Source organism: Enterococcus sp. S53, assembly GCF_016516865.1.
GTDB lineage: Bacteria > Bacillota > Bacilli > Lactobacillales > Enterococcaceae > Enterococcus_D > Enterococcus_D innesii.
Genome location: NZ_JACVUH010000016.1, coordinates 1 through 15,846, shown reverse-complemented (window position 1 = coordinate 15,846; position 15,846 = coordinate 1). Strand labels below are relative to the sequence as shown.

General features: G+C 35.9%; 15 protein-coding genes. 3 read left to right on the top strand and 12 right to left on the bottom strand.

Annotated elements, in window-relative coordinates:
• Positions 1-634: 634 nt before the first annotated feature.
• Complete coding sequence (locus tag IAE45_RS15600) at positions 635-1,822, bottom strand: MFS transporter (RefSeq protein ID WP_081119361.1); 1,188 nt, start codon at positions 1,820-1,822, stop codon at positions 635-637.
• Between the two features lie 212 nt (positions 1,823-2,034).
• Here IAE45_RS15600 and IAE45_RS19040 point away from each other — a divergent pair, with 212 nt between their 5' ends.
• A complete protein-coding gene (locus IAE45_RS19040) occupies positions 2,035-2,328 on the top strand; it encodes a helix-turn-helix domain-containing protein (RefSeq protein WP_233619104.1) in 294 nt (97 codons plus the stop codon).
• Between the two features lie 48 nt (positions 2,329-2,376).
• Positions 2,377-2,883 (top strand): Rgg family transcriptional regulator, encoded by a 507-nt coding sequence (locus tag IAE45_RS19035; protein WP_233619103.1) that lies wholly within the window; start codon positions 2,377-2,379, stop codon positions 2,881-2,883.
• Between the two features lie 795 nt (positions 2,884-3,678).
• On the opposite strand, the gene IAE45_RS15590 is transcribed toward IAE45_RS19035, so the two are convergent.
• The 5 genes from IAE45_RS15590 to IAE45_RS15570 all read right to left on the bottom strand — a co-directional run bounded on the left by IAE45_RS15590 (position 3,679) and on the right by IAE45_RS15570 (position 8,722).
• On the bottom strand, positions 3,679-4,989 hold the full coding sequence (locus IAE45_RS15590; RefSeq protein WP_081119363.1) for an alpha-glucosidase/alpha-galactosidase: 1,311 nt from the start codon (positions 4,987-4,989) through the stop codon (positions 3,679-3,681).
• 70 nt (positions 4,990-5,059) lie between these two features.
• On the bottom strand, positions 5,060-5,671 hold the full coding sequence (locus IAE45_RS15585) for a YesL family protein (protein ID WP_200127244.1): 612 nt from the start codon (positions 5,669-5,671) through the stop codon (positions 5,060-5,062).
• Positions 5,672-5,692: 21 nt separating this feature from the next.
• A complete protein-coding gene (locus tag IAE45_RS15580; protein WP_081119365.1) occupies positions 5,693-6,526 on the bottom strand; it encodes a carbohydrate ABC transporter permease in 834 nt (277 codons plus the stop codon).
• Positions 6,516-7,385 (bottom strand): carbohydrate ABC transporter permease, encoded by an 870-nt coding sequence (locus tag IAE45_RS15575; RefSeq protein WP_005233036.1) that lies wholly within the window; start codon positions 7,383-7,385, stop codon positions 6,516-6,518. The genes IAE45_RS15580 and IAE45_RS15575 overlap by 11 nt, the downstream gene beginning before the upstream one ends.
• 29 nt (positions 7,386-7,414) lie before the next feature.
• Positions 7,415-8,722: an ABC transporter substrate-binding protein gene (locus IAE45_RS15570; RefSeq protein WP_081119366.1), complete on the bottom strand. Its 1,308-nt coding sequence runs from the start codon at positions 8,720-8,722 to the stop codon at positions 7,415-7,417.
• A 557-nt stretch (positions 8,723-9,279) separates the two neighbouring features.
• Here IAE45_RS15570 and IAE45_RS15565 point away from each other — a divergent pair.
• Entirely contained in the window at positions 9,280-9,723 is a 444-nt protein-coding gene (locus tag IAE45_RS15565) for a helix-turn-helix domain-containing protein (RefSeq protein WP_233619101.1), read from the top strand.
• A 572-nt stretch (positions 9,724-10,295) separates the two neighbouring features.
• Here the strand turns inward: IAE45_RS15565 and IAE45_RS15560 are convergent.
• The 6 genes from IAE45_RS15560 to IAE45_RS15535 form a co-directional block, all read right to left on the bottom strand.
• A complete protein-coding gene (locus IAE45_RS15560; RefSeq protein ID WP_200127248.1) occupies positions 10,296-10,907 on the bottom strand; it encodes an ATP-binding protein in 612 nt (203 codons plus the stop codon).
• The gene (locus IAE45_RS15555; RefSeq protein WP_200127255.1) at positions 10,897-12,015 is read right to left on the bottom strand and encodes a helicase HerA domain-containing protein; all 1,119 of its coding nucleotides are present in this window, start codon (positions 12,013-12,015) and stop codon (positions 10,897-10,899) included. Before IAE45_RS15555 ends, IAE45_RS15560 begins: the two co-directional genes overlap by 11 nt.
• Complete coding sequence (locus IAE45_RS19230) at positions 12,008-12,367, bottom strand: SIR2 family protein (RefSeq protein ID WP_200127257.1); 360 nt, start codon at positions 12,365-12,367, stop codon at positions 12,008-12,010. The genes IAE45_RS15555 and IAE45_RS19230 overlap by 8 nt, the downstream gene beginning before the upstream one ends.
• Before the next feature lie 29 nt (positions 12,368-12,396).
• A complete protein-coding gene (locus tag IAE45_RS19225; protein ID WP_200127259.1) occupies positions 12,397-13,179 on the bottom strand; it encodes an SIR2 family protein in 783 nt (260 codons plus the stop codon).
• Positions 13,180-14,318: 1,139 nt separating this feature from the next.
• The gene (locus IAE45_RS15540) at positions 14,319-14,699 is read right to left on the bottom strand and encodes a DUF7006 family protein (RefSeq protein ID WP_200127261.1); all 381 of its coding nucleotides are present in this window, start codon (positions 14,697-14,699) and stop codon (positions 14,319-14,321) included.
• Positions 14,700-14,855: 156 nt separating this feature from the next.
• A partial coding sequence (locus IAE45_RS15535) for an MSCRAMM family protein (RefSeq protein WP_200143138.1) occupies positions 14,856-15,846 on the bottom strand: 991 nt, incomplete at its 5' end.

Here is a 15,846-nt window from a genome sequence, read left to right as displayed (position 1 = left end):
CTTTTCTAGCATTCTTCTTTTATGAGTTTACTTATCACAACTTGCATTCCCTAATCTCTTTTCTAACAATCATTCACTGTTTAACCGTTCCAATCGGAAGATTATCTAGTTAATTATTTAAAAATAGCTCGGATTCACATTTATTTTTTGCGTTTTAACTAACTAAAAGCGAAAAGATAAGAGTTAGATATGTAAATGTATATAAGGTTAAGAGCTGTTAGATGAGCTTTTTAGGGGAATCTTGGAAAACTAAAGATATTCAAAAAAATTGTGAATTTACTCCAAATCAATACAAAGCTTTTCTTTCAAGTAATCAAGTTTTATATAGAGATGCTTGCGCTTTCCTCCTATAGCAGCCCCATACTTAGTCAATCTCAACATTCAGCTACGAAATGCTTTTGCATATGAATGATCTGTGATTAGCGACCGATCAAATCTACAATAATCATTGTATTCTCGATGTAAGAACGTTTAGATCACCACACAAAAAGCTAGTCAGGGACTGTTCCTAACTAGCTGTAATTACTTTTTCATCTTCCTGTACGTGCCCTTATCTAAGCTAATCGTTAAAGCTAGTTTCATCTTATAAAATCTTCGTAAAAAAGAGTTTCTCTTGACTACTATCTTCTTACTTTTAACTGATTTTAAGCTTCCCTGCAATCAGCCCCACTAGAAGCAATAAACTGCCGGAAAGAACAAACACCCACCGTACATCAAAAACATCTGCCACCTGTCCCATCAACAAGGTGAATAAAGCAAAAACACCGGAATTTAAGATGCCTGAGGCAGCGTAGATGGCAACCAATCGATCGGCTGCTACTTTTTGTTGGATTAATGAGGCTTGTGGGATATTTTTGATCTGGGAGAAAAGCCCGATTAGAACGGATAATCCTAGAATCAAAAAGCGGTCGCCTGATAGGGCAACGGCAACTGTGATCAGTCCGCCTAAAATAGCGCCCATTACAATCGCTGTTCGTTTGTTTTTATCAAACCGCTCGGAAAATCGCATCACCAACGCACTTCCTAGCAACGCGCCAACAAAATAAGTGGCGTTGATATAGCCCCACCAAGCATCAGGTGCCTGCATCACTTCTCGGACGAATACTAACACAATCACAGACACCCAGGCTGTATTGGCGATACTTTCCAGCATGTCCATGCCAACGATCACCCGAACAAGAGGATCTTTCATAATCCAGCGCCAACCGATAAACAACTGGTGCGCTAATGGCTGCTTTTCGTTTTTTTCTCGAGTCGTTCTGGGCAAAAACGCTAATACTATCGAGGCGCTTAGAAACAGAAAGCTGTCTAATAAAACCAACTGATGAACAGAAAATACCAGAAGCAAGGAGGTTCCGATCGCCCAGCTGCCGATGTTGACTGTTTGAAGCATCGAATTGAATATTCCATTGGCTTTGACGAGGCGATGCTTTTCCACATATTTCGGGATCAAGGCACGACTAATTGGTTCTGAACAGCCGTCCAAAAACGAAATCAATGCGACAAGGCAATATAAAACCAATAGATTCATCGTTTCAGCTTTCAAATAGAGATACGCGGTCATAAAAAAGAGTAAGGCTGTTTTGCACATCTGGCTGACCTTCAGCACTTGTTCTAAGCGAAAATAACTCGTGATGACCGGTGCGAGAAAGCCGGAAATGACACCACCTCCTGTTACTAGCACTGGGACAAGCGCCGCTGCCAAAGCAGAGTCCGTCCAGCTAAAAATAGAACTGATAATTGCCACAATATAAATGGTATCCCCGACATTCGCCACTGTTTGGCCAATGATCAATTGGGTAAATCCCTGATTCTTCTTCATTTGTTTTCCACCTTTACTTAGAAATAACGATTGCTCGTTTTTCTAGTTATTGATCGCCATTTGCTAAGTAAAGGATTTTATTTTGTCTGATTCATTTTTGTTCGTGCCTCCTCTATCTGGTGTTGCCTAGCTGTCTAATAGTTCTACTATACCAGATTGACGAGCAAAATTATCTTATGTACACTATAATCACATTGCTCAAGGAGGCGCCTATGAATAAGTTAGGAACCACGTATCGTAAAATCAGAAAAAGCCGTGGCATCACGCAAGCGCAAGTTTGTAAAGACCTGCTTTCAAGAACCACCTTGTCTAAATTTGAAAATGAAAAATTAACGCCCTCCGTTACCCTTTTTATCGAACTTTTAGCGCGAATCGATTGCGGTTTTGATGAATTTTTTTACATCGCCCAAGGATACCGTTTAAATGAAAAACAACAAATCTTGCATCAATTTTTCTCTTTGTTTTCCAACCAGGATCTAAAAGCATTGCTTGCTTTGAAAGAATAATGTTTACTTTTCCAAAGAACATCCGTCAGTAAAACCATTGACTTATTGTTGTATGTAATCGACTCTCTCACAGCGCTCTCAACGAATGCAGAAAAAGAAATTCCTTGCCTGCCCAAAGTTCTTTTGACGGTTCCCTGGGATGCACTTCAGACCTATTCCAATTGGACTCTTGATGATATCAAATTGATCAATTGCCTTTTATACCTCTTTCCAGTTGAAACCGCCCACGTCATTGCCCGCCAATTGATCCAACAGCTAAAAAAATACGAAGCACTTGAAAATACTGTACCTTTACAGTGTGCGATTCATTTGAATGTTGCCTTGCTTTATCTGCAAGAACAGCAACACCAAGAGGCGAAAAAAGCCGCGGATCAAGCCCTTCTATTGGCAAAAAAGAGCAAGCGCTATGATTACTATTTGTTAGCCACTGCTCGAAAAAGTTTTGCGATCAAAGATACGGATTTGTTTGCGCAAGCAAGACAGATGGCATCGTTATTTGAAGATAAATGGACGTGTGAGTTGATTGAGAAGGAAGGACGACTGTTTTTGGGTTGATGGCAGGTTTATTGGAGGATTACATTGTTTATAATGAGGGAATTGGTGATGAAAGTTTGTTTTGAGCTGAAAAAGTGACCAGCCCCTCCATCTTTTTTGGAGGGTGATGTTGTGATGATTCAGTCGATCGTTAATTGAACGCTGCTGGTGCTCCATTATATTAGATTTAGACAAGATCACACAGTTGTTACTAGCGGTCAACAAGCATCTTTACATTCCACTCTTTTAGATTTGACCTGCCACCCGGCGAAGGAGCCCACCAGAGTGAGGGTTATTTACATTCCACTCTTTTAGATTTGAACCCCGCATCTACTACACATTGAAATAATAAGCTTTTTAGCCCTCTTTCTGTCGATGTCCAAAATTTGAAGTAATTCATACCCTTAGATAACATTACATATCAAAAGAAGCTTATATTCTAAGTACTTTTCGTCATCTGTCGTAACTAGGGGAAATCAGGGTTATTCAAGATCGACAGACGAATCATTTAAAGCATTCTATCATCAATTTTGGGCTAATGAAACCAAACCCCTTGTTTTCGTATCATTTCAGCTTTATATTAAAAGAAAGATTCGTTTAAATTTTCTCAGGTCTTCTATTGAACGACTTTTTGTGTTGAATCATTTTCTACGCAAGGACAAAAATATTTCATTAACTAGGTGAACATCTTTGTGCCATAACTCTTAATATAACAACAAAAAAGAAGTGAAACCCAAAAATTATTTTACAATTTTTGAGTTCGCTTCTTTTTATAAACTTCCAGTGACATAACAATAGACTAAAGCCGAACTTTCTCTATTTGTACTCTGGTAAATAACCTGCATGGGCTTCAATTAATTCATCCACTAGGCAAGTAATTGCTTCTAGCGAGAGTTCTGAAGAGAGATGCGGATCTAGGTAAGCTGCTTGATAGATTTTCGACCGGTTCAATGTCAATGCAGCTTCGACTGTTAATTCTTGTACGTTGATGTTTGTTCGATTTAACGCTGCTAACTGGGTAGGCAGTTGACCTACATAGGTTGGTTGAATGCCGTTCTTGTCCACTAAACAGGGGACTTCAACACAGCAGTCTTCAGGAAGATTGGTTATGAGGCCTTTATTCAAAACATTCCCTGCTATAACAGAAGGAGTACCAGTTACAATTGAATCCATAATGTATGACGCATATTCATTACTGCGAGTATGGGTTAATTCCCCATTCATAACAATACTTTCCCTCATCTGATTCCAGTCACTAATTTGATTTTCACAGCGGCGCAAATACTCATCTAGCGGAATATCGAAACTATCGATTAATTCTGGGTACAAATTTTTAATAAAGTAAGGATGATATTCTGCATTGTGTTCACTGGATTCTGTGATGTAATAGCCAAAACGTTTCATCAGTTCAAAACGCACCGAATCTTGATGAGGATGTGGTTTTGCTGCTGCTAGTTCTCTGATTGTTGGATAAAAATCTTTCCCGTCTTTTGTCAATTCCAGTAAAAAAGCCATATGGTTGATCCCGGCGATCTTCCATTGAAATTCGTCAGCATTATATTGTTCTGAAATCCCCAGTTGCTTAAACAACTCTGACACACAAACTTGCACACTATGACAGAGTCCAACAGCTTTAATCTTCGTTCCTTTCAAAATACCCATCGTCAACATCGCCATTGGATTGGTGTAATTTAATAACCAAGCTTGAGGGCAGACCTCCTCCATTTCTCTTGCAAACTCTAGCATCACTGGCAATGTCCGTAGGGCGCGGAAAATCCCACCGATCCCCATGGTATCACCAATGGTTTGTCTTAGACCGTATTTTTTGGGAATCTCAAAATCAATCACTGTAGATGGCTGGTAGCCACCTACTTGGATTGCATTGATGACAAAATCTGCACCGGTTAAAGCTTCTTTGCGATTCTGATAGGTTCGGATTTTTGCCCGATCATGATTGGCATTTTTATTGATCGTTCTCAACATTAGCTCTGATTCTCTAAGCCGCTGTTCATTGATATCGTATAATGCAATATCAGCCTCAGATAAACTTGGGGTCAGCATCGCATCCCCTAACACATTTTTTGCAAATATCGTACTTCCTGCACCAATAAATGTAATTTTAACCATATACTTGCTCCTCTCAATCTCTTCCATATTTTCTCGAAAAATCAATCTTCTATTTTCCTATTGGCAACATTCACTCCATCGATTGTTTGTCTATTTTTATCTGTAGCAAGACATAATTTTTCAACACTAGATACATTGATACACTTCCAGAAAAGAACAACAGAAACATCGGAAAAAGAAACCCTATACACGCTATGAGAATAAGCAAAGCCAAGACCTTAGCTGTTTGAACTGGAAATGCCAGTGCAAAGCATCCTGCTGAAAAAAAGGTCTGATACATCGATCTTCCCCAATAAACACTGATAGGAAACACATAGACAAGCATGGATAAAGTACCAATAATCGCTAATAGTATGGGAATGCGTAAACCGATAAACAGCGGCTCTTCGGAGGTTAAAACTATGTGAAAATTGATCCCTAAGCTGCCGAGAATCAACCAACAGATGCATCCTAATTTATTACTACGAAAAAATACTTTTTTATAGCAAATAAAGAAGTCCTGCGCTGTCCATTCGGTTTCACCATCAACGATGAAGCTCTTTAACAGAATGAAGCTAGTCATCGTAGCTGGAAAAAATCCAAAGAGACCAACCCCTAAAAGGGTAAACCCTAACCAGAGAATGTTGAGGTACGCAAATCTCATTACCCACTCTAGATACTGTGCCAGTTGATTGATTTTCACTTATTAATCATCCTTTTTTATCTATCCCTTGATCCCTGTCAATGTGATTCCTTCGATAATATAGCGTTGGGCAAACAAATAGACCAGAATAATTGGAATCACCGAAATCGTGGCACCTGCCATCATGTAAGACCAATTTGTCACATAGAGTCCTTTAAAGTTATTTAGCAACAAAGGAACCGTGAATTTTTCAGGCGTCGAAAGATAAATCAATGCATCCATGAAGTTATTGTACGTGCTCATAAAGATAAAGATCGTCATGGCTGCAAGCGCCGGTTTGATCAATGGTAATATGACACTCCAATAAATACGCGGGATGCTCGCACCATCCATCACTGCCGCCTCTTCTAATTCTTTGGGGATTCCTCGAATAAATTGTCTCAATAAAAAAACTGCAAAGGCGTTAAATAAAGCACCAGGAATGATCAATGGCAAATGCGTGTTTAACCAGCCTAACTTGTCCATAATCAAATACAATGGAATCATGGTGACTTGCTTAGGAATCATCATTGTCGCTAAAAATAGCAGAAACAGAGCCTCGGAACCTTTGAATTTCAATTTTGCAAAAGCATAAGCAGCCATCGATCCAGTGAAAAGCTGACTAACAACGACGATGATCGTAATGTAGAAGCTGTTCCAATAGGCGCGACCAAAAGGCATCGCTTGCAATGAATCGAGGTAATTTTGCCAGACAATCGGATTCGGGAACCAAACAGGTGGTATTGCAAAAATCTGTGTCATATTTTTTAAGGAACTGCCGATCGTCCAGAGAAAAGGAAAGACCATCAAAAAAGAACCGATTGCTAGTAATCCGTGTAAGCACAATTTGCCTACGCTAATTTTCTTATTCTTCATAATGAACCCACCTTTTTTGCGCATAAAATTGAATCAATGTAAGAACCAAAATCGCTACAAACAGGATAACCGCGCCTGCTGCACTTGACCCAAAGCGAAAATCAATAAAGGCCTGCTGATAAATGTGATAAACAAGTGTATAACTGGCTTTCCCCGGACCACCTCGAGTAAGAACAAACGCTTGGTCAAACACTTGAAACGAACTAATGATCGCCATAATGGATAGAAAGAATGTCGTTGGTGAAAGCATCGGTAAGGTGATTTTAAAAAATTGCTGCAACTTACTGGCACCATCCATTTCCGCGGCTTCATAATAGGATTTGGAGATATTTTGAATACCTGCTAAAAAAATTACCATGTTGTACCCTAGTTGCCACCAGATGCTTAACATAGCGATAGATAGCATCACGATCCGAGTGTCCGTCAGCCAATTAGGTCCTTGGATACCGATCATCCCCAATACCTGATTCAATATCCCAATATCACCATTTAAAATCCACATCCACATGACGGACACAGAGACTGAGCTTGTCACAACCGGCATGAAAAAGAACAATCGATACACATTTTTTCCAGTACGTTTATTCAAAACGACCGCTAATACCAGCGCCAAACTCAGACCGATCGGAACAGTGAATAAGGTATAGAGCAATGTATTGTATGTTGCTGTCCAAAAATCAGGATTGGCAAATTGATTGATATAATTCTGAATCCCTACAAACGTCCGAGCACCAAATCCATCCCATGACATGAAGCTCAAGCCAATTGCTATTGCCACTGGAATCAGAGAAAAAATGATGAGCCCCACTAATTGTGGCGTTAGAAATAACCAGGCCCATTTTGTTGTGCTTTTCCTCATTCTACCACCTCCTCATCTAATAAATATTGCTACGGTTGATTGGCTTCGATCAATTCATTGGCTGTTTTTTCCAAGCGTACTACAGCTTCATCAAGATCTAACTGCCCTAAGAAGAGTAGATCCAGAATACTTTCTAATTGATCACTTAGTCCTGGAACCAATGCCTGTTTATCTTCTACTTTACCGATATCTCTTGCATCGATTAAATAGTTGGCATGCTCAGGTATCGTGGCATTTTCAATGATGTCATCTGCTGTCGTCACAGAAGGAACAGCATTTCCCTCATCTTCTAACCGATCCCGTTGTCCTTGCTCCGAAGTATAGTAGGATAGAAAGCGCAACGCTTCTTCTTTATTTTTTGAATGATCACCTACCGCTAAATACGCGGTTGCAATAAAGCTAGGCTCGATTTGTTCACCTGTGTTAGTAGGATATGGAATGTAATCAAATTCTAATGCCTCATTTTCGCTGAACATTGGTGTAAACCACCGTCCCGCTGACACAAAGGCTGTTTGGTTGGACATAAACATGGCGTCCCCACCTTGCCCCTCTGGCAAAGCCCCTGCATAGGTGAAATTCCCGTCAACTACATTTTTCGTCAAATAAGCAAAGGTTTCTATTCCTCGTTCATTTTCAGGTAAAATAAACGAACCATCGTCCCCATACATTTCTCCACCATTTGACCACAACCAACTGAAGTAGTGATGTGCACCATTTTCTAGGACATGACCATATTTTCCATTAGCAGTGACCGTCTCATTTATCTTTTGGAAATTATCCCAAGTCCAATTTCCAGATTCATATAATTTTTGCGGTTCGTTAGGATCAAGTCCTGCTTCTTCTAGCACTTTTTTGTTGTAATACAACAACATTGGATTGGAATCGACAGAAACACCGTAGATTTGCTCCCCTCTTCGAGCAGGTCCCCAGATTCCTGAGGCAAAGTCATCAACTTTGACATAGCTATCCTCTGATTCCAAGAAATCTGTTAATTCAATCAATCGTCCAGTCGCAATCAGTTGCGCCATTTGTACCTCCCCTACATAAAATAAGTCAGGAGCTTGACTTCCTTGCAACTGCGTGAGTAATTGCTGCGCATACGTATCCCCAGGAGCAGGAATAAGTTCGATGGATACGTTTTCATTTTGTTTCATATAGGCATCAATCGCTCGCTGATATACTTCTTGCTCTGCTGGATTTCCCCAGGCTGTCATGGTTAGCGAAACTTTCCCATCATTGCTATTAGACTCACCATGATTTGATTCATTGGAACAGGCAGATAGAATCAGGATACTGACAAAACAAACTACCCCTAGTAAACAAAATCTTTTTCTCACATAAATTCCTCCTTATAATTGTTTGGTTGAAAATCAACTAAAGCCTAAGCCTTTCTCGCAAACTTTGTCTGGAAATCAAGTGGTAACGTTTATAAAATTCCTCCTTTCTCTTTCACTTACTATGATCGATCAAAGTTTTATCATTGGTGCTGTTAGGAAAGTCTTAGGTGTGTGATGAAACTCTTCTCCAGTTCGTGACTATGAGCATATTCTATTGAACTTTACCTTAATCATGAAGTTCCTTGGTAAGTTTAAAAATTAGTGTTGTATATGGACTTGCATTATCTGATTGATTTGACAACTCATGATAAAAAAGTAACTGGCAACAGCTGATTCCCATGGAAATAGATTGATCGAATGTATTTCTCAGCACATAGTCTCATTTCTATTTTCAACCTATAACAGATTTAATTAAAATAGTATCTATTTTGTATACAACTCATCTTATCACAACAAAATAGATGTTTAAACAGTAAAATCTATTTTATATACAAAACATACCTATTTTGTATTCTGTGATACGCTTTTATAAAACAGGTATGAGAGGTGCAGAATTTATGTCCCAACAAGAGAACTTATACGAACCCTCAAGAATAGGGGAAAATGTGGTTAATCTCAGAGAAAGTAAAAATTATTCTCAAGCGCATCTGGCAGAGCTAATGAACCTTAATAAAAATGTTCTCGGCAGAATTGAAAGAGGCGAGCGACCGTTAAGAGATACTGAGATTTTAAAACTAGCAGAAATATTTCATGTGTCTACAGATTTAATTCTTGATAATCAAACCGAAGCTATCCCTGATTTACAAAAGAATTTCTTAGACTATCGAAATAGCAGTCAAAAAGATATTTCTAAACAAATGTCGAAGTTTCTTGATTTTCTAAAAAAAGAACCTAACTTAACCTTCTCAGGAAAAGTACTTTCTAGTGAAGAGCGAAAGAACATCACTACGGCGTTTGAAGTGACGAGTCGTTTGATTAGTGAACAGTTATCTCGAAAATAGGATAGCAGTATCGTTGCATAAGACGATTTGAGAAGATTTTGAAAGAAGTAAGATGCCAATACATAAAAAAATAAGAAGTACTCAAGGATATTTCTTTTTCTTGAGTACTTCTTATTTATATATATGGTTGGGTTTCTTGTTACTTTTTTCATATTGAATTCATGCTTAAAGAAGTTTGGCGATTGACAAGAAACCCTAGTAATAAGAAGAGATACTACTTGAATTTTAATAGATATCCCTTATTGTTCTGATATAAAAAACAAAAAAGACACTTTCCAAAAGTCGAAAGTGTCTCTAATCTTTAATTGAATGGTACTCGATTTCTGAGAAATCTCCATCACATACTGTATTCGTAAGCGAATAAATTCGCAACGACCCCAATTAACGTTTTGAAAACTATGAAACCTTAAGAGATTTTTTAAGACCTGGTTGGATTTGCTAGAAATTAAATGATGTTCAAAACATTTGAAAGTAATGGTGTCAATTTTATAAAATACTGCGAGCTGAAACTGCAACTGAATAGAAATTTTTCCCTTAATGTTAATTTTAAAGCAGATAGAAAAAATTTTAATTTAATTACTTTTTTTAAATAATGGAGTACTAGAATCAGGTGTTACTATGGGTGGTATAACTTTTATACTTAACGGCATAGAGAAATCTACTCCAGTTAGAATAGCCTCACCTTCTCCTAAAACAGGAAGATAAGCTAGAATGTCTGAATTGGCAGAGGAACAAGATTGCCTTATAGCTTCTTTATCATTGTAATTAATTAAGCGATGAACTAAAAAAGTACCCATCTGAGATAAAGTTCCTACTGGGATATCCCTTGGCATTTGTGTAGATATACAGAGAAATAGTCCATATTTCCTACTTTCCTTTGCAATTTGATCAAAAGCAGTCAAGCTAGCTGATTGAAAATAGTCATCAACGATCACTTTATTCAAAAATTGATGAGCTTCATCTAAAACAAGTACAATAGGATTCTCTTTAAACTTTTGATTTCTTGCTAGTTTTAAAAGATATTTCCCAATTGCATTTGCTAAGATTTCTCGTGCTTGAAATTCATAACCTAAACCCTCAAATCCTATTCTAAGAAAAAAATTTTTCTGCTGTTCATCAGAAAGAAATCCTTCAATAATCTCAATCAGGTTAGCTTCTTTTTCCTGAGTATCATTAAAGATCATATATCTTCGTAGTTACCAGATTAGTTATTCTAGAAGATAGTCCGTAACAAAAATTGGCATCACGTTCACTAATTGGGCCAAAAAGCTTGCTGTCACTATTATCTGTTGGATAGATACACTCATAGATAATTTGTTTGCTTAATTTTTTTATATTGATATTGATATCTTCTGACTCAATTACTTCAAAATTTTGTAATTGATATCTCTCAAAACTTTTTATTATCTTTTTCGATTTCTTAAGATGTCCAGATTCAATGTCAATAAAATCCTTTATCTGATCTCTAGTACTTGGCTTGTCAATTTTATCTTGATATATTTTTACTATTTTCAATGAACGTATTGCCTCAAGTAGCTTAGGTTTTTGTACACCCTCAGATGGTTTAATTAAAAAGAATAAATCCTCTTTTGTTAGATTTCTATATGGAAAAAAAGCACTTTTTCCTATAGCAACAGATTGCACACTTTTTTTTATAGCCGCATACTCTCCAGTAGGATCTAACAAAATGACTTTAGACTTGTTATTGATCATACTTTCAATTAATTTTGCGATAGTCCAGCTTTTTCCCCCACCAGTTGTTCCCACTACTGCACAATGACGATTAAATAATGCCTGTTGACTCACACAAACCTCAGTTTCTGAATTAGATGTTAAATGGCCTAATCTAATATATGGAACATCCAAATCATTTTTTTGCCCAAATTTCATTACATATTTTTGAATAAAACTACTTGGACAAACAAAAACTTTAGCTCCTATATTAGGAAAAGCATTCAAAGTGTGTTGCGCATTTCCACTAAAATAATCAAAAGAAAGTAAAATTTCTACTTTAGCAGTTGGATGAAAATCCGAATTTTGAAATGATTTTTCCGATAACGTCAGTCTCTCTTTTTCAGGTAAGTCAATTTCTGAAATTTTGCCAATAAATCCAGCATTCTCTGCTTCAATAGTAACAAAATTTCCTACTAACCCACCATTAAATTCTTCTCCAGAAAAAATCGTTTTATTAAGCAAAGTAGATGATGGGAAATGAACCTTGACAAATTGAGGACTTACGTGGCTAATATATCCAATAAAATAGTTATTATCAAATGGATTTTTTTCATTCATCCGAACTCCCCCATTTAGCCGATGAGTAAATTTCAGAATACGGATAACTATCTACAAATTCCTCAAATGTTTGCTTAGTCAATATTACATTCCCGGTTTGAGATACTTCTTTTTTTAAATCTTCATATTGATCCTCAGCATCTATATTCGGAGCTACGAATACTATTGTTATACTCGAGTTAACACTTAATGCTTCATAAATCATGGCATTAATATGTGCATCTCCACAACTATATCCAACAATTATAAGTAGTGTATTCTTGGCTCTAGTTTCTTGCTGAAATCTGCTCATCATTTCAAAAAAAGGCTGTTGATAGGAACTTTCATACTTATTAGAGCTTGGATAAATCATAAGTGGGTCTTCGGATTCATCGCTAATAATTACTTCATTGTTTTAGCTAACCAATTTACTGAGCCATGGGGTTTATAAACATGAACTACATTCGGAACAAAGTTATCCTCCAAAACATTTTTATTAGTTATTCTAGTTACCACATCTAAATCAAAATTTGTTCCTTTGAATTTTCGAGGAAAATTAAAAGAAAAGCCATCAATAATCATAAATCCATTCTTTTCAGCTGCTTGTTCAAATAACGTATCATAGTTCAACGTAAACACTTTTGGTCTTGCATACTTAGTTTTCTTTGCTGCTAGCTTTCTTAAGAATTTGCGATGTACGCTATTCTTTGGTAACTTAAGTGTGCAACTTTCTTTTACCATATTTCTAAGTTGCTTTATAAATTCCTCTACGTCTGTATCTCCAGTAACATATTGATATAATTGAGCATGTGTAAGAAGGAATTCTAAGTTAGTAGTTTCATTTTTAGGTTTAAACTCCTTGAAATTTATTTTATTACAAAAATCTTGCAAATGAGAATAACCGAATTTATTTACCGCTTCTTCCCATAAACCCGACATTAATTTTCCTTTTTTATCACCAATTCCAACTCCAAAAGAACTTCCTGCACCAGTCAAAACGATTGTATTTTCATATTGACGTTTTAAGTGTTTCTGCAAGGCTTCACCTCTCAACCTGATAGCGACTTGCTCCCAAGTTTCATTGTCCTTTTTTTCTTCATTAGAAATTTTTTTACCGTTTACTTTAACATATTCTTCAGTGAACTCAATATCATTATTGTATTCAATATATATTTTCTCGCTCAACAACACACCTCCATTTTGTCATTTTAAAATAAGATTCGTATTTTCTTATTCTAAAATAATGACTTTTGTTATAGTTTCATTTGTAACAAAATCTATCTGACCCAACGGAATACCAAGAATGTATGATTGCAGTTTATCTAGCAATTTCAAAATTTGAAATTAAAGGATGTGATTAGTTTAGGGAGACGCATCTTACTTCTCCCTTAATCCTTAACTATTTCATTCTAGTCGTTATTTTCTTAGTGCAGTTATGTTTGTTAACTTAATTAAATTTAGAAGTGGCTGCTTCATTAGACTATTCCTAGTGAGTTTTGTTAAGTATCTCCCAAGTATTCTTGGATTCATCATTAAATAAGAAGCAGATCCTTTTTTTTGTAGTTTTCAATTTTTGTTTGTTCCCTTTCTTTATATTTTCTTACATTAAATGCTAGATTAACCGTGATTCTTCCGATTAATTGTTCTGTGAGGTCAAGACGTTTCGCCACTTCTGATAGAAATTCTTAATCTATTTGAGGATATGATAATAAAAATTTGTTTAAAGTTATTTCTTTGAACAATGCATTCTTTAGAAGGTGATATTGTTTCTATAAAACATCTAAATTGTTGCTCTTTAAATTGTAGTTAGTATAAAAAAATTGTTCACTGATGTAAGATCATCAGTGAACATTTTTTTTATACTTATTCTTCTTTATCTGCATTATAAAGAACTGCTCGTACTGAAACTTCAATAGAATTTTTTACTGCTTTATAATATGGATAATCTTTATGTGCTTCTTCAGCAATATGTTGAAGCTCTTCCAAATCTAAATTTTTAACTGCACTTTTAATCTCATCGTGTAATTTAGATTTCTCTTCGACTGGCTTTTACTATATTTACCTGTATGTGTAACTATTGAATGTTAATGAAATCCATATTGAATTCTAAAAATCTATATTACCTGATAAAAGACACTACCGCCTAATGAAAATAATTGTTTTGAATTTTTTTACTTCACGGTTGTATCAATTCTTAATTAATGACCAATTTCCTCTTAAAATGTTTCTGCATTTAAAAATTCATTCCATTGTAAAACCATTATTATACATTACTTTACTAAATTCTATATGACTTTCAAAGAAATATAATCTTTCAATTTTATTTAATTTTCACTTAAATAAATCAAACTCCATCTAGGATTATCTTTGACTGTATATCCAGTTAGTTCTCTATAAAAATATTTTTTGTCGCACTTAATCATTTGAATGATTTGATCTTCGCTCATTTTGAAACCCTTTAACACCTCATTTTGTGAGGACTCAACAATTTCTAAAATCATTTGTATTTCAGCATCAATACTGAGCAACTTTCCCATTTTAAGAAAAAGATTATCATCATCATAAAAGATCGCTTTGAACTGTTCACAAAGCTCGCAATAGTATTCAAAAATTTTAGGATAGCTATCAGTTATTTTCGCCTTTAGTAGTATTTTGTTTGAATAAAGCAAATACTCTTCGGGTTTTGTAATTGTTTCTGCTAACATCTTTCCACCACTCACTCCGAATATTTAAGCATAATTTGAAGGAAACTCAAAATGAATAATCACAACAGTTAAATTTTAATACAAGAAAATCGTTTGAGTTAATTTTAGTTATAATATTATTATAAACTAGATTTTGTCATTATAGAATACAACTATTTATAATGTCAGTTTAATTTTTTGACGAAAATAAACAATTATTCCTATAAATATCAATATAATAACGCCTAAGATTTCCATCCATACTAGATCTTGATCATTAGTTTTGGGAAGTTTTTTATCATGGCTACTTCCTTTTTCCGAATTTTCAATTGTAGAAATTGCTTTATTCTCAAATTCTCCTACATCAACTAAGCTTGGCTCACCCAGCGCTTCGCTTACAATCGTAAATTCAAATGGTGTCTCATCTAACACATATCCTCTAGGCGCTTTTGTCTCAATAAATTGGTAATCTCCTGGTGCCAGATTTTTTACCAATACAACCCCCTTATCATCCGATACAATATCTTGTATAACCGTTTTTCCTTCTTTATCGATGATCTTGAATTTTGCACCAGGCAATGGGTTTTCTTTGCTATCTGTTTTCAACAATTGTGCGGATCCTTGATAATTTACAAAACTTTCGCTTGCTACAACCACTTCGGGTTCATCTGCTGCTTCTGCTTTTATCGTGAAGTTGACTACTGTCGAATTAAGGATAAAGCCTTCTGGTGCTTTTGTTTCAATAAATTGGTAATCACCTGATGCTAAACCTGTTACTGATACTATTCCGTCAGCATTTGAAATTATTCCTTCTTTAATCACTTCACCTTTAGTATCTACAACTTTAAATTCTGCGCCAGACAGTGGGTTACCTTCACTATTCGTTTTTAACAATTGTGCAGATCCTTGATAATTTACAAAACCTTCACTTGCAATAACTACTTCGGGTTGTCCCTCTATTGAGTACTTTATAGAGAAATCTGTTGCTGTTGGATTAATAATGTATCCTTCTGGTGCTTTTGTTTCTATAAATTGATAGTCCCCTGGTGCTAATTCTGTGATTGATACGATTCCTTTTTCATCTGAAACAAGGCCTTCTTGAATGGCTTTTCCCTTATTATCTACAACTTTGAATTCTGCGCCAGACAGTGGATTACCTTCACTATCC